Below are 18,286 nucleotides of genomic sequence, written 5' to 3'. Positions count from 1 at the left end.
GCGCAGGTCGCGTACCCTTGGTAGACGTGGCAGACATAGATCCGGCAGAAGAGATCAGCGCGCTCGCAGGGACACTGCGGAGCATTCAGGACGTTCTCGACCTCGACTCCATGCGCAAGCAGATCGAGGAGCTGGAGGAGCAGGTCGCCGCACCTGATCTGTGGAACGACCCCGACCAGGCGCAGAAGGTCACCAGTAAGCTCTCCCACCTGCAGGGCGAGCTCAACAGGGTCGAGGCGCTCGGGCGCCGCATCGACGACCTGACGGTCCTGTTCGAGCTGGCGGCCGAGGAGGACGACGCCGACACCAGGGTGGAGGCCGACAAGGAGCTCGCGACCCTGCGCGCCGACATCGGCGCGATGGAGGTCCGCACGCTGCTGTCGGGCGAGTACGACGCCCGCGAGGCGCTCGTCACCATCAACTCGCAGGCCGGCGGCGTCGACGCGGCCGACTGGGCCGAGATGCTGCTGCGCATGTACCTGCGCTGGGCCGAGCGCAAGGGCTACTCCACGGAGGTCTACGACACCTCCTACGCCGAAGAGGCGGGCATCAAGTCCGCCACGTTCGCCGTGAAGGCGCCCTACGCCTACGGCACGCTGCGCGGCGAGCACGGCACCCACCGCCTGGTCCGCATCAGCCCCTTCGACAACCAGGGCCGCCGCCAGACCTCGTTCGCCGGCGTCGACATCGTGCCCGTGGTCGAGCAGACCGACCACATCGACATCAACGAGGACGACCTGCGCGTCGACGTCTACCGCTCCAGCGGTCCCGGCGGTCAGGGCGTCAACACCACCGACTCCGCGGTGCGCATCACCCACCTGCCCACCGGCATCGTGGTCTCCTGCCAGAACGAGCGCTCGCAGCTGCAGAACCGCGCCTCGGCGATGAACGTCCTGCAGGCCAAGCTGCTCGAGCGCAAGCGGCAGGAGGAGGCCGACAAGATGTCGGAGCTGCGCGGCGCCTCGACCACGTCGTGGGGCACGCAGATCCGCAACTACGTCCTGCACCCGTACCAGATCGTGAAGGACCTGCGCACGGCGCACGAGGCGGGCAACCCGACGGCGGTCCTCGACGGCGACCTCGACGACTTCATCGAGAGCGAGATCCGCTGGATGCGCCGCCAGGAGTCGGCGGAATAGATCATCACCAGGTACGGCGGCGCCCCGCAGAGCGCCTCCGCCGTCACCGCCTGACGCCCGTCGAAGGGACTCCCCGGGATCCGCCACGTCCCGCCGCGACGGAGGGCCTCACCTCGGGCGTCCGCGTGCGCGAACAGCGAGTAGCGAGCCGACGGCAGGGGCCCTCGGGCGTGGGGAACGTCAAGGTCGTCGGGAAGGGCCGTCGGGCGCGCGGACGGTAGCGCCGTCAGGTGCGGGGACGGCAGGGCCCTGGGGCGTGCGACGGCAGGGCGTCAGGTGAGGTGCTGGAGCGCCAGGGCGAGGAAGAGAAGGGCGATCAGGGCGGCGAGGATCAGCGTCGGAGAGATCCCGTGCTGGTGCATACGCTCGCGGTTGGCGCGGCACAGCGCGCAGCGACCCTCGATGACCGGGTGGGCGCACTGGGCGCAGACGAGGTGTTCACAACTCATGTCACCCTCCACTCTAGACGGTTCTCAGGTAACAGAATCGTTTTGTTTCCGTTATGGACGTTCCATGCCAGTCTTCCCCCTAGACTGTCCTGCAGCCAAGCGGAACGTCGATCATCAGTAAAGATGGACGTCCCCGCTGGCGGGCGGTGGGAAGTGGGCATGTGCCACCCTCGCTTCCGTCCGGACCCCTAGACTGGCACGTCGTGATGCGCTCGTGATCCATTTCGATAATGTCACCAAGGTCTATGCGAACCAGAACAGGCCCGCTCTCGACCACGTGTCTGTAGACGTGGACAAGGGCGAGTTCGTGTTCCTCGTCGGTCCCTCGGGATCCGGGAAGTCCACCTTTCTACGGCTGATCCTCAAGGAGGAGAAGCCCAACTCCGGCGCGATCCACGTCGCCGGCAAGGATCTCGCGAGGCTGTCCAACTTCAAGGTGCCGCACCTGCGCCGCCGCATCGGCTGCGTGTTCCAGGACTTCAGGCTGCTCCCCAACAAGAACGTCTACGAGAACGTGGCGTTCGCTCTCGAGGTCATCGGCAAGCCCAGGCGGTTCATCCGCAAGGTCGTGCCCGAGGTCATCGAGCTGGTCGGCCTGGAGGGCAAGGCTCACCGCATGCCCGACGAGCTTTCCGGCGGCGAGCAGCAGCGCGTCGCGATGGCCCGCGCCTTCGTCAACAGGCCCATGATCCTGCTGGCCGACGAGCCGACAGGAAACATCGACCCCGCGACGAGCATCGGCATCATGAAGGTGCTGGACAGGATCAACAGGACCGGCACCACCGTCGTCATGGCCACGCACGACGCCGCCATCGTCGACTCCATGCGCAAGCGCGTCGTGGAGCTGGAGGACGGAAAGATCGTCCGCGACCAGTCGCGTGGCGTCTACGGCCAGGCGTACTAACAGGAGTTATAGGCAGAACATGCGGGCGAACTTCATCCTCTCCGAGGTCTGGATCGGCCTCCGTCGCAACCTGACCATGACGATCGCGGTTATCGTCACCGTGGCTGTCGCCATGGCCCTGCTGGGCGTCGGGTTGATGATCAACGCCCAAGTCGGCCTGATGAAGACCTTCTGGTCCGACAAGGTCGAGGTCTCGGTCTACCTGTGCAAGAAGGACTCTCCCTTCCCCACGTGCAAGGCCACGCCCAAGGGTGTCAGCGCCGCCGAGCGAGGTCAGCTCCAGCAGCAGCTGAGCGCCCTTCCCCAGGTCGCCCAGGTCCTGTTCGAGGACCAGGCGATGGCCTTCGAGAACTTCAAGAAGACGCAGTCGGCCAACTCGATCCTCGCGCAGGTCGTCGAGGCCAAGGACCTGCCCGAGTCGCTCAGGGTCAAGCTGAAGGACCCTGATCAGTACCAGGCGGTCATCGACGCGGCCAAGGGCATGAAGGGCGTCTCCACGGTCATCGACCAGCGGGCCCAGCTGGAGAACTTCTTCGGGATGCTGGAGAAGCTCCGCTACGCCGCGCTGGCCGTGGCGTTGATCCTGGTCCTCGCGGCGATCCTGCTGATCGGCAACACGGTCAGGCTCTCGGCGTTCAACCGGCGCAGGGAGACGGGCATCATGCGCCTGGTCGGCGCCTCCAACCTCTACATCCAGCTGCCGTTCGTGATGGAGGGCATGATCGCCGGCCTGATCGGCGGCGTGGTCGCCGCGATCATGCTGATCGTGGCGAAGGTCTTCCTGTTCGAGGGCACCACCTCGGCGTTCGCCGTCAACAGCCAGCTCGGATGGGACTCCGTGGCCGAGGTGATCACTCTCACCATGGTGATCGGTGTGGTGATCTGTGTGCTCGCGTCGTTCGTGACGCTCCGCCGTTACCTGCGGGTCTGACGAACCCAGGTAAGGTCGAAGCATGCCACGTGAGACCGGGCGGAAGCTCATCGCCCAGAACAAGCGTGCCCGCCACGACTACAACGTCGACGAGACCTTCGAGGCGGGTCTGGTGCTGCAGGGCACCGAGGTCAAGTCGCTGCGCGCGGGCAAGGCCTCGCTGGTCGACGGCTACGCCTCCATCGACGACGGCGAGGCGTGGCTGCTCAACGTCTTCATCCCCGAGTACTCCCAGGGGACGTGGACGAACCACGCCGCCCGCCGCAAGCGCAAGCTCCTGCTCAACCGCAAGGAGATCGACAAGCTCGCCGCCAAGGTCAAGGAGGGCGGGCTGACGATCGTGCCGCTGTCGCTCTACTTCAAGGACGGCAGAGCCAAGATCGAGATCGGCATCGCGCGCGGTAAGAAGGACTGGGACAAGCGGCAGACGCTGAAGGAGCAGCAGGACAAGCGGGAGATGGCACGGGCGATCCGCCATCGCGCGCGATGAGCGCTCGTGCACGCAGGGTTCTGGCCGCGGCCGCCTCGGTGGTGGTCGCGGGCACGACGCTGACCGGCTGTTTCGAGGAGCCCTCCGCGCACGAGGCCGTGCGCGACTTCCTCGTCGGCTGGCAGTCCGGCGACTACGAGCTGGCTGCAGGCCGTACCGACGGTGATCCCGCCGTGGTCCGCAAGGCGCTGGAGGACACCCGCGTCCATCTCGACGCGGCCTCCTTCCGCTTCCGCATCACGAGCCTCACGCAGAGCGGCGAGGAGTCGACCGCCGACTTCGCGGCCGAGGTCGACCTGGGCGAGAACAACTCGCTGTGGGAGTACACCAGCAAGCTGCCGCTCCACCTGGTCAACGGGGTGTGGAAGGTGCGCTGGTCGCCCAGCGTCATCCACCCGCAGCTGAAGGAGGGTCAGCGCTTCGCCGTGGACCCCAAGCCCGAACTGCGCAAGCAGGTGCTCGATCGCACGGGCGAGCCGCTGCAGGCCGATACCACCCTCTACGTCGCGGGCGTGACCCCCGCCACCCTCGGCGACAACGCGCAGAAGGCGGGCGAGCAACTCGCCGCGCTCACCGGGTTCGCCCAGGACCGGCTGCTGAGCCGCATCAAGTCGGCGCCGCCCAGCACGTTCGTGCCGCTGGTCACCTTCGGCTGGCGCAAGTACGCCTCGATCCAGTCCAAGCTCGACGACATTCCCGGTGTCACCGTCCAGAAGCAGGAGCAGCCGGTCGCACCCGCTCCGCCCGAGCAGATCGTGGGCAGGGTGAGCGCGCTGACCGCCGAGCACGAGCAGAAGCTGGGCGGCCCGCAGCGCGCGGGCGACTCCGTCGGCCTGTCCGGCCTGCAGAAGGCCTACCAGGACTACCTGACGGGCTCCACCCAGACCTCCGTGATCACCCTCGACCTCAAGACGGGCGAGCAGGTCGCCGAGCTGAAGAAGTGGCCGGGCCGTCCCAACGCGCCGGTCGAGACCACGATCGACAGCTCGATCCAGGCGGCGGCCGAGAGCGCGCTGGCGGGCACCCGCTCGGCCACGCTGGTCGCGGTCAAGGCCCGCACGGGCGAGGTGCTGGCCGTGAGCGCCTCCGACGACCTCAACGAGGAGAAGAACGCGCTGGCGGGCAAGTACCCCGCGGGCAACGCCTTCTCGATCATCGCGGCCGAGGCGCTGCTGAAGAAGGGCGTCAAGCCGAGCCAGCCGCTGGCCTGTCCTCCCGAGCGTTCGGTCGGCGGGGCCAGGTTCGAGCAGGCGGGCCTGACGGCGAGCGTCAGTCAGAGCTTCCAGAGCAGCTTCGCCAGGAGCTGTGTGACCGCCCTGGCCTCGCTGGCGCGCAGGGTCAGCGGCGACGACCTGGCCAAGAGCGCGGCCGACTTCGGCATCGGCAAGCCGTGGAAGCTCCCGCTGAAGTCCTTCAGCGGGAGCGTGGGCGACCTCGACAGCGACGCCGACAAGGCCAAGGCCATCGCGGGCCAGAACGTCGAGGTGAGCCCGCTGTCGATGGCGCTGGTGGCCGGGGCCGTGGCCTCGGGCACCTGGCATCCGCCGCTGCTGGTCACCAAGCCGACGACGCCCGATCCCGCCGCCGAGGTGCTGCCCGCCACACCGCCCGCTCCCGTGGCGATCGACGCCAAGGTGCTGCCGGCGCTGCAGTCGATGATGCGCTCGGGTGTCCGTTCGGGCAGCGCGCGCGCGGCCGCTGCGGCCGGTGAGCCGGTCTCCGGGATAGTGGCTCCGGTGACGGGCAAGAGCAAGAACCAGGCGTGGTTCGTCGGCTGGCAGGGGGATGTCGCGGTGGCCGTCCTGGCCGAGAACGCCGACCCCGCCGCGTACGCGGGCCGCTTCTTCGCGGCGATTCGTGACCCTGCGTGAAAAGTTTCTCACTCTGAGCAACCATCGGTGGGCTGATCTGCGTCTTCCTAAGTGACCGGGCCCGCTCGGGGGGTTGCGGACCTGGTCGCCGTGACGAGTTCAGGACTTCATCTCGGGGGAAGTCCTGCCGTCCGGACCGGCATGACCCTGCCGGTCGCCCCCGGAGACGTGCGCCGTCTTGCCGCGTCTCCGGGGGTTCGCCGTGTACGGCTCTCGCCCCGCAGGGAATGCGGTTGGCGTTCCACGCGTTCACCGGTATGTTCGTGTTGCTCGACCGTTCGCGGTCGTGTTGACAACTGCACAGGGGGTGATCGGTTTCGACTTCGATCTTTCAATGCAGGTGAAGCGGGCCGAGGACTGCGGACATAACCTCGTTAATCCTGTGACCGCAAACCAATAAGTGCCAACTCTAAGCGCACTGAGGTCAGCCAGGGTTCCCTGGCTCTCGCTGCCTAAGTAGCGAAACCTCTGTCAGCCCGAGCATGCCTTCGGCCCGGGACCTGGCATCGTTAGAAGGCTCCACCGCTCGACCCGGCCACGGGGGAGAGCGGGAAACCAAACAGTGGCTGAGCCTGTCGGCAACACGCCTGCGTGAGTGCCGGGGCTGAGAAAACGTTAAGCAGGCTGCGCCCGGAGAAGCCCTGCCTTGGGGTTGAAGGACGCGGGTTCGATTCCCGCCACCTCCACCGATCGGCGAAGGCCGGTGTCACACCCGTGACACCGGCCTTTCGCATGCCATGAGCCGGTTCGTCGCCGGCTGGCGACGAACCGGCTCGCGCCGCGCCGGGCGGAAAGGTGGGCTGGTCGGCGCCGCGCAGGCGGCGGGAGCTCGTTCAGATTGTTGAGGCGGCGAGAGGGCGGTCCTCACCGCGCAGGCAGCGGGGACAGCGGCCTCGTCTGCGCAGGTGGTAGGCGAGGGCGGCGGCGCCCAGTGCCGCGCCCCAGAGGGGCCAGAAGCACTCGGGCAGCCAGGCGCCCCACTCCGCGAGGTCGAACAGCCCCGCCAGCGCCCGCCGTACGTAGGTCAGGCCCGCGACCGCGATGATGATCGCGACGAGGGTCGCGGGGATGACGGCAAGCAGCGGAGGGACCCGCCTGCCGCGCAGGCCGGGGATCCAGCGAGGGAAGATCTCGCCCCAGCGCTGCACCAGCCCGAGCGTGAGCACGCCGCCGAGGGCGCCGAAGGTCGCCAGGTAGGCTCCGGCCAGCCAGATGCCGGGGGCCTCCCTCTCACCCTGCTCGAGGAACTCCCTGCTCACCCCCAGCGGGATGCCGAGCGGCCACGCCCACCGGGTGGCGCAGTAGATGAGCGGCGTGACGACGGCGACCATGACGGCCACGCGCCCCCAGCGGGCGGCCGAGGCGGGGGTGGTCCAGCCGGTGTCCTCGTCGGCTCGTCCGCAGGAGCCGCACGCCTCGCGGCGGGCGCGCTGCGCGGTCAGCGCGGCCCCTGCCAGCAGTACCCCGCCGAGCATGCACAGCAGCTGGTTGAGCACCGGCCACGGCCACGCGTCGCCCAGCCCGATCTGTCCCCACGGCCCGTCGAAGAGGCCGGCCACCGTCATCAGCGGCGTGTAGGCGACGCCCATCATGAGGCGGGAGTCGGGGATCACCACGGCGAGGAGGAGCGCCAGCGGCCACGCGGCGAACACCGCGACCCGCTGGACGGCAGGCCCGCCGCGCACGAGCGCCAGCGCGGTGATCGCGCCGAGCAGGCCGAAGGCGGCCACCCACCAGCCGCCGGGGTCAGGGGTGAGGCCGGCGAGGATGGAGAGCGCGCCGTCGGGGTCGGGGTCGCTCGCGCCCCAGGGGAAGCCGGGAGCGCCGAGCGCCCACGCCGCACCGGCCGCCGCGTAGGCGGCCGACCAGGCTGCCGCCGCGTAACCGGCCTTCGAGATGATCGTCGTCATGTCTCCAGCCTCGGGCCGGGCGGCGGTCCCGGGCCAGGTGCCTTTCGGCAGGTTGTGGCGGCTCCGGCGGCCTACGCCCATGCCATTCGGCATGCCCGAGCCGCGGCCGCGGTGCGTCCAGGATCCTGGAGCGGTCGCGGTGAGCCGGGTTCGGGTCGTGGCTCGGTGAGTCAGGTCCGTATCGTGGCTGTGGTGAACATGGGCATCGTGGGAGCGGCGGCGGCCGTGACGGCGCTGGCGTGGGTGGTCGTCGGGCGGCGCCGCGGCCGTGCCCACCTGCCCGCGGCGGTGGTCCTGGCCTCCGTGGTCTCCCTCGTGGTCACGCTCTCGTTCGTGAGCAGCGGGCCGCGCGCGGGCGAGGACCTGTACGGGCTGGTGGAGAGCCTGTCCTTGATCGCGCTGCTCGGCCTGATGGCCAGGTGGTCTCCCGTACGGCAGGCCGTGCCCGCGGGCGCGCTGGGCGGGGTGGCGGCCTCGACGTGGCTGCTGCGGTACGTGATGCCCGCCTCGCCATTGGAGGCCATCGGCATGTGCGCCTTCTGGGCCCTCGGCGTGATGGCCGCCGTCGCGGTCGGGGCCTACCTGCGCTCTTTCGACACCCGGCGGGCGCGCGCGGTGCGGGACGAGCGCGCCGCGCAGCGGCTGCGGCTGGCCAGGGACCTGCACGACTTCGTCGCCCACGACGTCAGCGAGATGGTGGCGCAGGCCCAGGCGGGCCAGGTGGTCGGCGTCGGCGATCCCGCCCAGGCGCTGGCGGCGCTCCAGCGGGTGGAGCAGGCGGGGCTGCGCGCGATGGCGACGCTGGACCGCACCGTGCTCGACCTCCACGCGGGCCCAGGGCTGGAGGGGCTGGCCGAGTTGGCGGCCAGGTTCTCCTCGGCGGGTCGGGCGCGGGTCGGGCTGCGGGTGGACGACCGGCTCGACGTGCCCGAGGAGACGGCCGCCATGGCGTACAGGGTCGTGGTGGAGGCGCTGACCAACGTGCGCCGTCACGCCCCCGAGGCGACGCTGGTGGAGGTCGCGGTCAGGGCCGAGGGCGGGATGCTCGTGGTGAGCGTGGACGACGACGGCGGCGGCGTCGCGCCGGAGGAGGGGCGCGGCGGGTTCGGGCTGCCGTCGCTGACCACCCAAGTGGAGGCGATGGGCGGGCGCCTGCGGGCGGCCGCGGCGCGGGGAGGGTGGACGCTGGTGGCGCGACTGCCTCTGGCACCATGAACGGCGTGTCCACCCGCATCCTCATCGCCGACGACCAGGAGGGCATCCGCGGCGCTTTCCGTCTCATCCTGGACGCCCAGCCCGACATGACCGTCATCGCGGAGGCGGCCGACGGGCTCGCCGCCATCGAGACGGCGCTCCGGGTGCGCCCCGACGTGGTGCTCGCCGACATCAGGATGCCGAAGGCCGACGGCATCGAGGTGACGCGGGCGCTGGCGGAGACCGGCATCCACGTGGTGGTCGTCACGACGTTCGGGCAGGACGACTATGTGCGGGCGGCGCTGCGGCACGGCGCCTCGGGGTTCGTGCTCAAGAGGTCGGGGCCGACGCTGCTCGTCGAGGCCGTCAGGGCGGCGATGAGCGGGGACGTGCTGATCAGCCCGCAGCTCACGATCGGCCTGCTGCGGGACAGCCCCCTCCGAGAAAGCCCCCTGCGGGAGGGCTCCCTCCCGGAAGGCCCCCTGCGTGAGAGCTCCGGGCGTGACCTGCAGGGCGAGGCGGAGCTCACCGAGCGCGAGGACGACGTCGTCCGCCTCGTCGCCCAGGCCAAGACCAACGCCGAGATCGCCGAAAGGCTCTTCCTGTCCCCTGGCACGGTCAAGAACCACATCGCCAGCATCCAGCGCAAGCTGGGTGTGAAGAACAGGGTCGGCATCGCGGCCTGGGCATGGCACACCGGCAGGGCTCATACACCCTGATTCGGTAGCATCAACGGCCTATGGCCGCGATCGTGACCAACTGGGCGGGTAATCTCGCCTTCCACGCCTCTGATGTGCACCGCCCGGCCTCGGTCGAGGAGCTGCGCGTCATCGTGGCGCGCTCGCCTTTAGTGCGGGCGCTCGGCAGTGGCCATTCCTTCAGCGACGTGGCCGACACCAAGGGCGCGCTGGTCAGCCTCGACGCGCTGCCGCGCACGGTCGACCTCGACGGGTCCACGGTGCGGGTGGGCGGTGCCGTACGGTACGCGGAGCTGGCGCCGCGCCTGCACAGGGCGGGGTTCGCGCTGCGGAACCTGGCCTCCCTCCCGCACATCACGGTCGCGGGCTCGGTGGCCACGGCCACGCACGGATCGGGTGACGGCAACGGCAACCTCGCCACGGCGGTCCGCGCCATGGAGCTCGTCACCGCCGAGGGCGACCTGGTGAGCCTGGCAGGGGACGATCCCCGGCTGTCCGGCGCGGTGGTCGGGCTCGGGGCGCTGGGCGTCGTGGTGAGCCTGACGCTGGAGGTGGTGCCCACCTTCGAGGTGCGCCAGCACGTCTTCGAGGAGCTGCCGCTCGAGGTGCTGGACGACCACTTCGACGAGGTGTTCGGCAGCGGCTACAGCGTGAGCCTGTTCACCCGGTGGCGGCGGCCCGTGATCGACCAGGTGTGGGTGAAGCGGGTCTCGGGCGGGGCGCCCGAGCTGTTCGGGGCGCGCCCAGCCGACGGGCCTCGCCACCCCATCCCCGGCGTGTCCGCCGAGCCGTGCACCGAACAGCTCGGCGTCGCGGGGCCGTGGCACGAGCGGCTGCCGCACTTCCGCCCGGGGTTCACCCCGAGCGCGGGCGAGGAGCTGCAGTCGGAGTTCCTGCTGCCGCGCGGGCACGCGGTCGCCGCGCTGCGCGCGCTCGACGGCATCCGCGACACCATCGCACCCGTCCTGCAGGTCTCGGAGATCAGGACCGTCGCCGCCGACGACCTGTGGCTGAGCCCGGCCTACAGCCAGGACGTGGTCGCCTTCCACTTCACGTGGATCAAGGACGTGCCGGGCGTGCTGCCGGTGATCGAGGCGGTGACGCGGGCGCTGGAGCCGTACGAGGCCAGGCCGCACTGGGGCAAGCTGTTCACCGCCGTCGCCTCCTACGAGCGGATGGACGATTTCCGCGAGCTCGTCAGCGCCTTCGACCCGCAGGGCAAGTTCTCCAACGACTTCCTGTGCAGGATCATGTGATGCGGTTCGGGATCCTGGGCCCGGTCGAGGCGCGGAGGGAGGACGGCGCCACGGTCTCCGTCGGCGGAGCCCGCCTGCGCGGCCTGCTCGCGCTCCTCGCCCTGGACGCGGGCAGGATCGTGCCCACCGAGCGGCTCATCGAGGGCCTCTACGGCGAGCGCCCCGTGACGGGCGAGGGCAACGCGCTGCAGTCGCAGATCTCCAGGCTGCGCAGGAGCCTCGACGTCCCCGTCGAGTTCCACCCCGCCGGATACCGGCTCGTCGTCGACGGTGAGGAGGTCGACGCCCACCGCTTCGAGCGGCTGGTCCGCGAGGGAAGGGCGGCCGAGTCGGCTGCCGTCCGCTCGGAGCTGCTCGGGCAGGCGCTGGCGCTCTGGCGCGGACCCGCGCTGGCCGACGTCCGCGAGGTGCCCTTCGCCCCCGCGCAGGCGGCGCGGCTGGAGGAGCTGAGGGTCGACGTCACCGAGGACCGCGTCGAGGCGGATCTCGAGCTGGGCAGGCACCGCGAGCTGGTGACCGAGCTGCAGCGGCTGGTGGAGGCGCACCCCGTCAGGGAGCGGCTGCGCGGCCAGCTCATCAGGGCGCTGTACGCCAGCGGGCGCCAGGCGGAGGCGCTGACCGCCTTCGAGGACGCCCGCCGCACGCTGGCCGACGAGCTGGGCGTCGATCCGTCGCCCGAGCTGAGGGAGATCCACCTCGCGGCGCTGCGCGGCGAGCTCTACGCCCCCGCGGCCCCCGGCCGCACCGAGCCCCAGGGCAGGACGGCAGGCGTCAGGAGCGCGCTGCCCGCCCAGCTCACCAGCTTCGTCGGCAGGCAGGACGACCTGGCAGAGGTCGCCCGCCTCCTGGAGCGGGCCAGGCTCGTCACACTGACGGGCCCGGGGGGAGCGGGCAAGACGCGGCTCGCGCTGGAGGCGGCGGCCGCCGTGAAGGACGAGGTCGGCCTGGTCGAGCTGGACGGCGTGGCCGAAGGCGGCGACGTCGCCCAGGCCGTGCTCACCAAGCTCGGACTGCGGGTCGGGCAGGACGTGCCGGATCCGGCCGACCGGCTCGTCGCCGCGCTGGCGGGACGGCGGATGCTGCTCGTCCTCGACAACTGCGAGCACGTCGTGGCGGCGGCGGCCGAGCTCGCGCACCGGCTGCTCAGCGCCTGTCCCGACCTGCGCGTGCTGGCCACCGGCAGGGAGGCCCTCGGCATCACCGGCGAGAGCATCTGGCCCGTGACCGCGCTGCCCGACGCGCTCGCGGAGCGGCTGTTCGAGGACAGGGCCGCCGCGGTCCGCCCGGGGTTCGCGCTCGACGAGGACAACCTCGCCGACGTGCGGCGGATCTGCCAGGCGCTCGACGGGCTGCCGCTGGCGATCGAGCTGGCAGCCGCCAGGCTCCGCTCGCTGCCCGTGGCGGAGGTCGCCGCCAGGCTGGAGGACGGGCTCGGGCTGCTGTCGCGCGGCAGCCGTACTGCCCAGCCCAGGCACCGCACGCTGCGCGCGGTGGTCGAGTGGAGCTGGAGCCTGCTGGATGAGGAGGAGCAGCGGCTGGCCAGGAGGCTGACGGTGTTCGCGGGCGGGGCGGGCATCGAGGCGGTCGAGCGGGTCTGCGACACGCCTGACGCGCTCGAGCTGCTCACCAGCCTGGCCGACAAGTCACTGGTCGAGATCGCCGGAGACCGCTACCGGATGCTGCAGACGATCCGCGCCTTCTGCGCCGAGCGGCTGGAGGAGGCGGGGGAGGTGGGCACCTACCGGCGCGCCCACGCGAACCACCATCTCGCCCTGCTGCGCGAGGCCGCTCCCCACCTGATGCGCGCCGAGCAGCTGGAATGGGCGGCCAGGCTCGACCCTGAGCACGACAACCTGCTCGCCGCGCTGACCTGGGCCATCGGCGACGACCGCGCCATGGCGCTGCGCATCTTCGCCGATCTGTCCACGTACTGGTGGCTGCGGGGACGGCGCGGCCTCGGGATGCTGCCCGCCCGCGCGCTTCTCGCCGCGCTCGGGACGGAAGTCCCCGAGGGTCTGGAGGCGGAGTACGTCATCTGCGTGGCCGGCGCGGCCGGGAGCGGAGCGCACCTGGAGAACGCCAAAAGGCTGATGCGCGAGCTGGACCTGATCTCCGGCCACCCGCAGCTCACCTTCTTCTGGGGCAGCTTCGCCGGGCCCTCCATCGACGACGGGCTGCTCGAGCTGATGATGGAGCGCGTCAAGGCCAGCCCCGACCCCTGGATCAGCGGTCTGAACCATGTCGGCAAGGGTTTCCTCTGCTACCTGATGGAGAGCGACGTGGCGGGCACCGAACGGGAGTTCTCGCTCGCGCTCGACTACTTCCGCTCGCTCGGCGAGCGGCTCGGCATGGCGATGGCGCTGTCGGAGCTGGTCAGGGTGGCCGCGTGGCGCGGCGAGAGGGAGCGCTTCAGCGAGCTGATCGAGGAGGCCCTGCGCCTGGTGGGCGAGCTCGGCGCGCAGGAGGACATCGCCGACCTGCTGTGCCACCGCGGTGAGGGCGAGCTGCTGCTCGGCGACCTCGACAGGGCGAGGGCCGACTTCGAGCGGGCCGCGGAGCTGGCCCGCAGGGTCGGGGCGCTGGAGGGCACCACCAGGGCCAGCTGCGGCCTGGCGGAGGCCGCGAGGCTGCGCGGCGACCTGGACGAGGCGCGCCGCCGCTACGAGGAGGTGCTGGCGAGGGAGTCGAGCGGGTCCTTCGGCGAGTCGCTCAACGCCGTGCAGATCGGGATCGCGCTCGGTTGGATCGCCGCGGCCGAGGGCGACGTGGAGGAGGCCGTCGCCAGACAGGAGACGGCGTTCGCCGCCGCGCTGCACGTGCAGAGCCTGCCGGTGCTGGCGAGCGCGGCCGAGGGCCTGGCGGGAGCCGCCTCGCTGCGCGGCGCGCACGACGAGGTCGCGCTGCTGCTCGGCGTGGGCAAGGGGCTGCGCGGCATGACGCTGCCCGGCGACCGCGACGTGAGGCGGGTCGCCGAGCTGGCAAGGGCGGCGCTGGGCGAGCGGCGCTTCGCCGAGGCGTACGCCAGAGGCGCGGCGATGTCCAGGGAAGAGCTGGCAGGGCTGCTGTGACCGCTCCGGTGATCGGCGGATACACGCTGCTGCGGTTGCTCGGGCGCGGTGGGATGGGCGAGGTGCATCTCGCCTCCACGCCCACGGGCGGCCTGGCGGCGGTCAAGGTGATCCACCCTTCGCTGGCCCGCGATCCCGCCTTCCAGCGGCGTTTCTCCCGCGAGGTGGACGCGGCCAGGCGGGTGGCCAGGTTCTGCACCGCACCCGTGCTCGACGCGGGGATCTCGGGCGAGGTGGCCTACCTGGTCACCGAGTACGTCAAGGGTTCTGACCTGGCGCACGCCGTCAGGGAGCAGGGGCCCTTCACCGGCGGCAACCTGGAGTCCCTGGCGGTGGGGATCGCCACCGCGCTGACGGCCATCCACGGCGCGGGCGTGATCCACCGTGACCTCAAGCCCTCCAACGTGCTGCTGTCGCCGCTCGGCCCTCGCGTGATCGACTTCGGCATCGCGCAGCTCATGGGGGTCGACAGCCTGGCCAGCCAGGCGATCCTCGGCACCCCCGCCTTCATGGCGCCCGAGCAGGTGAGAGGCGAGCCGCTCGGGCCTTCGGCCGACGTCTTCGCCTGGGGCGGCGTCATCGCCTTCGCAGGCACGGGACGGCTGCCGTTCGGCGGCGGCGCGCCCGCCGAGGTGCTGTACCGGATCGTCAACGACGGCCCCCAGCTCGACGGCCTTGACCAGTCGATGAGGGGCATCGTCGAGTGGGCGATGGCCAAGGACCCCGCCCGCAGGCCCACCCCGCAGCAGCTGCTCGCCGAGCTCGTCGGCGGGCAGCCGACCCCCGAGACGGCGACCATGGTCGTCGAGCGCACCTGGTCGGGGCCCGTTCCCCCGGCCTCCGCCGGGTCGGGAGACCACCCCGCACCGCCCCGACCTCCTCACCCGCGCGGCCCCGCGACACCGGTGCGGGCCGGGCGCGGGGCCAGGCGGTGGTGGCCGTGGGTGGCTGGAGCGCTGACGCTGGTCGCCGCGGCGGCCGTGGCGGGCTTCCTCGCGTTGCGTCCGGCGCAGACCGACTGGCCGTACAGGGCCGACTTCGGCGGCGACTCGTGGGAGACGGGCCGCACCGAGGGAGGAGTGGCGAAGCTGACGGGGGACACCTACGAGCTCACCACGAACCCCGGCTGGCGGCTGTGGCGGTCGGCCCCTGTGACCTCCGAGCCCGAAAGCGGGGCGGTGGTCGTCGCCAGAGGCAGGATGGTCGCCGGCACCGGCGAGTTCGGCGTGTGGTGCAGAGGCGCGAGCGGCGGCCGGCGCTACGAGTTCGCGGTCACGAGCGACGGCAGGGCGACCATCGCCAAACGCGGATCGGGCACCGGCACCGTCCTGCTGGACAGGCCCGCCAAGGAGGGGGCGGAGGATCGCCGCATCGTCGCCGAGTGCAGGAGCGACGGCCCGAAGACCCTCCTTCGCCTGTGGGTGGACGACAGGTACGTCGGCATGGTCACCGACACCAGCGGTCCGCTCGGACCCGGCTCCAGCGGCGTCTTCGCCGCCCCCGACACCGAGAAGCCGGTCGGTGTCAGGTTCAGCTCCTTCGCCGTGCAGGCCGCCGGCCGATGAGCGCGCGGTTCGGCGTGCTGGGCCCGCTGCTGGTGCTGGACGGCGCCGGCGCGGAGGTCACTCCTGGGCCTGCCAAGCACCGCGCGCTGCTGGTCGCGCTGCTGATGAGCGCGGGACACCCGGTCACGCACGACCGTCTGGTGGCGGCGGTGTGGGGCGTCGAGCCGCCCGCTTCGGCGGAGGCGGTGCTCAGGGTGTACGTCAGCGCGCTCCGCAAGATCGTCGAGGGCATCAGGACCGTGCCGGGTGGCTACCTGCTGGCGGTCGACCCCGAGGAGGTGGACGCGCTCAGGTTCGAGCGCATGGTCGCGAACGCGCGCAGGGCCAGGGCCGCGGGGCGGGTCGTCGAGGCCGCCGACGCGCTGGCGCGGGCGCTCGGGCTCTGGAGGGGGCGGGCGCTCGACGGGATCGAGGGCGAGCTGCGGCGGGCGCATGCCGTACCGCTGGAGGAGTTGCGGCTGGCCGCGCTGGAGGAGCGGGTCGAGCTGGACCTGGAGCTGGGCAGGGGCGCCGAGCTGATCGGCGAGCTGCGCGCGCTGGTGGCGGCCTACCCGCTGAGGGAGCGGGCGTGGGCGCAGCTGATGCACGCGCTGACCCAGGCAGGCCGCAGGTCGGACGCGCTGACGGCCTACCAGGAGGCGCGCGGCACGCTGGTGGCGGAGCTCGGCCTCGAACCGGGGGCGGAGCTGCGCGAGGCCCACGAGCGGGTGCTCGCGCAGGAGCTCGGCAGAAGCGTCCCCAACGAGACGCCGCCCGACATCGCCGACTTCACCGGCAGGCAGGCGGTGCTCGACTGGATCCAGGCGGCGCTGCCCGCTCCCGGCGCGGCCCCCGTCCACCTGGTGCTGTACGGCCCCGCGGGCGCGGGCAAGAGCGCGCTCGCCGTCCACGCGGCGGCCCGGCTCGACCTGCCCGACGGCAGGCTGCACGCCTCGCTGCGCGACAGGGCGCCGGGAGCGGTGCTGGAGGACCTGCTGCGCTCGCTCGGCTGTCCCGACGGCGCGGTCCCCTCGTCGCTGGATGAACGCGTGCGCCTCTACCGCAGCCTCGTGGCGGGCAGGCGGCTGCTCGTCGTGCTCGACGACGCCACGAGCGAGGCCCAGGTGCGCCCGCTGCTGCCCACGGGAGCGGGCTGCCTGACGCTGGTGACCAGCAGGTCGCCGCTGTTCGGGCTGGAGGCGGCCCGCGCCTACCCGCTGGACGTGCTCGAGGCGGGGGAGGCGGTGGCGATGCTGGCCAGGATCGTCGGCGCCGACAGAGTCGCCGCCGAGCCCGACCAGGCCCACCGCATCGTACGGCTGTGCGGGGCGCTGCCGCTGGCGCTGCGTATCGCAGGCTCGCGCCTGGCCAGGCGGCGGGGCTGGACGCTCGAGCACCTGGCTGACCGGCTGGGCGACGAGCGCGGCAGGCTCGACGAGCTCAGCGCGGGAGACCTGGCCGTCCGCTCCAGCCTGGCGCTCGGCTACCGGGCGCTGTCCGAGGACGAACGCCTGCTGCTGCGCCGCCTCGGCGCGCTGTCCTGCCCTGACTTCGCGCCGTGGATCGCCGCCGCCCTCGTGGGCCGCGACGGCGGCAGGGTGATGGAGTCGCTGGCCGAGGCAGGGCTGCTCCAGGAGCGTGGCCTCGACAGGTACGGCTGGCACGACCTGACCCGCCTCTACGCCGCCGAGCGGCTCGCCGAGGAGGAGGGCCCCGCTTCCGCCGTCCTCGCGGGGGTGGCGGGGGAGATCCTCGACAGGGCGCGCAGGGCGAGAGAGCTGATGCTGCCCGCCGAGCCCGGCTCGGGCCTCACGCTCTCGCACACGGTCGAGCGCGATCTCGCCACCGCCCGTCTCGCCGAGTCGGCCCGCTGGCTGGCCGCCGAGCGCTCCTTCATGGTCGCCGCCGTCGCTGACCTGCACGGGGCCCGGCTGGACGAGGCCGCGTGGCGGCTGGCCTTCTACCTGACCCCGCTGTTCGAGCTGGGCGCCTACCACGACGACTGGCGCACGACGGCCGCGCTCGGCCTGGAGTCGGCGCGCAGGGCGGGGCACCGGCACGGCGAGGCGCTGCTGCTGCGCTCGCTGGCCGACCTGCACCGCGCCGAAGGCAGGCTGGAGGAGGCGGCCGGGGCATTGCGCGCCGCGCTGCCGCTGACCGAGCGTGACGAGGTGGCGCGCACGACGCTCAGACTGGGGCTGGTCTACAGGGCGCAGGATCGCCTGGGCGACGCCGAGCGCTGCTTCACCGAGTGCCTGGCCGCCTTCGGCTCGGGCCAGGGGGGAGGCGGCGACCCGAGGGGAAGCGCCGACGCGCTGCGCGCGCTGGGAGAGCTTCGCGCGGACGAGGAGCTGTCTCGTCGCGCGCTCGAGCTCTACCGGCAGCTCGGTGACCCGCGCGGAGAGGCGGCCACCCTGCTCGACCTGGCCGCCCTGTGCCTGGCGGTGCGCAGGACGAAGGAGGCGAGGGAGCTGGCCGAGCGGGCGGCCGGCCTGAGCAGGAGGCTGGGCGATCGGCTTCCCGCCGCCTCTGCCTCGCTGCTGCTGGCGGGGACGGCCAGGGCGGAGGGAAGGCCCGAGGCGGCCAGGGCGGCGGCGACGGAGGCGCTGGCGGCCTTCGAGGCGCACGGCGACAGGAGGGGCATGGCGAAGGCGAGGCTGGCGATTGCCGCCGCGGCTTTGGATCTGGATGAGATTGATGGGGCTGTTGATGCCCTTGCATGCATTATGGGAGAGTTTGACGCCCTCGGTGACAGGCGCGGCCTGGTCGAGGCGCAGGAGCTCGCGCGGGAGGCGCGTCGCCGTCGTGGCCTGCGGTGACAGCGGGCTATAC

Annotated in this window: 13 protein-coding genes and 1 other RNA gene; 12 read left to right on the top strand and 2 right to left on the bottom strand. The window is 71.9% G+C overall.

Translation table 11 applies throughout. The annotated features are described in order from the left end of the window. The first annotated feature begins 26 nt into the window (after nucleotides 1-26). Nucleotides 27-1,139: a peptide chain release factor 2 gene (gene prfB, locus ABFX50_RS00760; protein WP_183649844.1), complete on the top strand. Its 1,113-nt coding sequence runs from the start codon at nucleotides 27-29 to the stop codon at nucleotides 1,137-1,139. A gap of 272 nt (nucleotides 1,140-1,411) precedes the next feature. On the opposite strand, the gene ABFX50_RS00755 is transcribed toward prfB, so the two are convergent. Then, complete coding sequence (locus tag ABFX50_RS00755) at nucleotides 1,412-1,588, bottom strand: hypothetical protein (protein ID WP_346125990.1); 177 nt, start codon at nucleotides 1,586-1,588, stop codon at nucleotides 1,412-1,414. A gap of 214 nt (nucleotides 1,589-1,802) precedes the next feature. Between ABFX50_RS00755 and ftsE the strand changes: the two genes are divergently transcribed. The 5 genes from ftsE (at nucleotide 1,803) to ssrA (ending at nucleotide 6,473) form a co-directional block, all read left to right on the top strand. After that, nucleotides 1,803-2,492 (top strand): cell division ATP-binding protein FtsE, encoded by a 690-nt coding sequence (ftsE, locus tag ABFX50_RS00750; RefSeq protein WP_183649839.1) that lies wholly within the window; start codon nucleotides 1,803-1,805, stop codon nucleotides 2,490-2,492. A gap of 19 nt (nucleotides 2,493-2,511) precedes the next feature. After that, nucleotides 2,512-3,423: a permease-like cell division protein FtsX gene (gene ftsX / locus ABFX50_RS00745; protein WP_346142364.1), complete on the top strand. Its 912-nt coding sequence runs from the start codon at nucleotides 2,512-2,514 to the stop codon at nucleotides 3,421-3,423. 22 nt (nucleotides 3,424-3,445) lie between these two features. Continuing rightward, the gene (smpB, locus tag ABFX50_RS00740) at nucleotides 3,446-3,913 is read left to right on the top strand and encodes an SsrA-binding protein SmpB (RefSeq protein WP_183649834.1); all 468 of its coding nucleotides are present in this window, start codon (nucleotides 3,446-3,448) and stop codon (nucleotides 3,911-3,913) included. Further along, the gene (locus ABFX50_RS00735; RefSeq protein ID WP_346142362.1) at nucleotides 3,910-5,784 is read left to right on the top strand and encodes a penicillin-binding transpeptidase domain-containing protein; all 1,875 of its coding nucleotides are present in this window, start codon (nucleotides 3,910-3,912) and stop codon (nucleotides 5,782-5,784) included. The genes smpB and ABFX50_RS00735 overlap by 4 nt, the downstream gene beginning before the upstream one ends. A 303-nt stretch (nucleotides 5,785-6,087) precedes the next feature. After that, nucleotides 6,088-6,473: a transfer-messenger RNA gene (ssrA, locus tag ABFX50_RS00730) on the top strand. A gap of 144 nt (nucleotides 6,474-6,617) precedes the next feature. On the opposite strand, the gene ABFX50_RS00725 is transcribed toward ssrA, so the two are convergent. Beyond that, nucleotides 6,618-7,694: a hypothetical protein gene (locus ABFX50_RS00725; protein WP_346142360.1), complete on the bottom strand. Its 1,077-nt coding sequence runs from the start codon at nucleotides 7,692-7,694 to the stop codon at nucleotides 6,618-6,620. A gap of 198 nt (nucleotides 7,695-7,892) precedes the next feature. On the opposite strand from ABFX50_RS00725, the gene ABFX50_RS00720 reads away from it, so the two are divergent. The 6 genes from ABFX50_RS00720 to ABFX50_RS00695 are packed head-to-tail and all read left to right on the top strand — an operon-like array spanning nucleotide 7,893 to nucleotide 18,273. Continuing rightward, nucleotides 7,893-8,909, top strand: coding sequence for a sensor histidine kinase (locus tag ABFX50_RS00720; protein ID WP_346143021.1), 1,017 nt, complete (start codon nucleotides 7,893-7,895; stop codon nucleotides 8,907-8,909). Between the two features lie 5 nt (nucleotides 8,910-8,914). Beyond that, on the top strand, nucleotides 8,915-9,607 hold the full coding sequence (locus ABFX50_RS00715; RefSeq protein ID WP_379504649.1) for a response regulator: 693 nt from the start codon (nucleotides 8,915-8,917) through the stop codon (nucleotides 9,605-9,607). Nucleotides 9,608-9,627: 20 nt separating this feature from the next. Beyond that, a complete protein-coding gene (locus ABFX50_RS00710; RefSeq protein WP_346142358.1) occupies nucleotides 9,628-10,842 on the top strand; it encodes an FAD-binding protein in 1,215 nt (404 codons plus the stop codon). Further along, nucleotides 10,842-13,910, top strand: coding sequence for an ATP-binding protein (locus ABFX50_RS00705; RefSeq protein ID WP_346142357.1), 3,069 nt, complete (start codon nucleotides 10,842-10,844; stop codon nucleotides 13,908-13,910). The genes ABFX50_RS00710 and ABFX50_RS00705 overlap by 1 nt, the downstream gene beginning before the upstream one ends. Further along, nucleotides 13,907-15,475, top strand: coding sequence for a serine/threonine-protein kinase (locus tag ABFX50_RS00700; protein ID WP_346142355.1), 1,569 nt, complete (start codon nucleotides 13,907-13,909; stop codon nucleotides 15,473-15,475). Before ABFX50_RS00705 ends, ABFX50_RS00700 begins: the two co-directional genes overlap by 4 nt. Further along, on the top strand, nucleotides 15,472-18,273 hold the full coding sequence (locus ABFX50_RS00695) for an AfsR/SARP family transcriptional regulator (protein ID WP_346142354.1): 2,802 nt from the start codon (nucleotides 15,472-15,474) through the stop codon (nucleotides 18,271-18,273). Before ABFX50_RS00700 ends, ABFX50_RS00695 begins: the two co-directional genes overlap by 4 nt. Nucleotides 18,274-18,286 lie beyond the last annotated feature (13 nt).

The sequence above is a fragment of the Nonomuraea recticatena genome (assembly GCF_039533245.1).
GTDB classification, from domain to species: domain Bacteria; phylum Actinomycetota; class Actinomycetes; order Streptosporangiales; family Streptosporangiaceae; genus Nonomuraea; species Nonomuraea roseola.
The sequence above is the reverse complement of the archived record's forward strand: the minus strand, read 5'-3'. Positions and strand labels throughout refer to the sequence as shown.

Bases quoted from the DNA above. Each gene is read 5' to 3' on its own strand.
- ABFX50_RS00755 (WP_346125990.1), bottom strand. From the start codon at position 1,588: ATGAGTTGTGAACACCTCGTCTGCGCCCAGTGCGCCCACCCGGTCATC.
- ABFX50_RS00735 (WP_346142362.1), top strand. From the start codon at position 3,910: ATGAGCGCTCGTGCACGCAGGGTTCTGGCCGCGGCCGCCTCGGTGGTG.
- ABFX50_RS00720 (WP_346143021.1), top strand. From the start codon at position 7,893: ATGGGCATCGTGGGAGCGGCGGCGGCCGTGACGGCGCTGGCGTGGGTG.
- ABFX50_RS00695 (WP_346142354.1), top strand. From the start codon at position 15,472: ATGAGCGCGCGGTTCGGCGTGCTGGGCCCGCTGCTGGTGCTGGACGGC.
- ABFX50_RS00725 (WP_346142360.1), bottom strand. From the start codon at position 7,694: ATGACGACGATCATCTCGAAGGCCGGTTACGCGGCGGCAGCCTGGTCG.
- ABFX50_RS00710 (WP_346142358.1), top strand. From the start codon at position 9,628: ATGGCCGCGATCGTGACCAACTGGGCGGGTAATCTCGCCTTCCACGCC.
- smpB (WP_183649834.1), top strand. From the start codon at position 3,446: ATGCCACGTGAGACCGGGCGGAAGCTCATCGCCCAGAACAAGCGTGCC.
- ftsX (WP_346142364.1), top strand. From the start codon at position 2,512: ATGCGGGCGAACTTCATCCTCTCCGAGGTCTGGATCGGCCTCCGTCGC.
- ABFX50_RS00705 (WP_346142357.1), top strand. From the start codon at position 10,842: ATGCGGTTCGGGATCCTGGGCCCGGTCGAGGCGCGGAGGGAGGACGGC.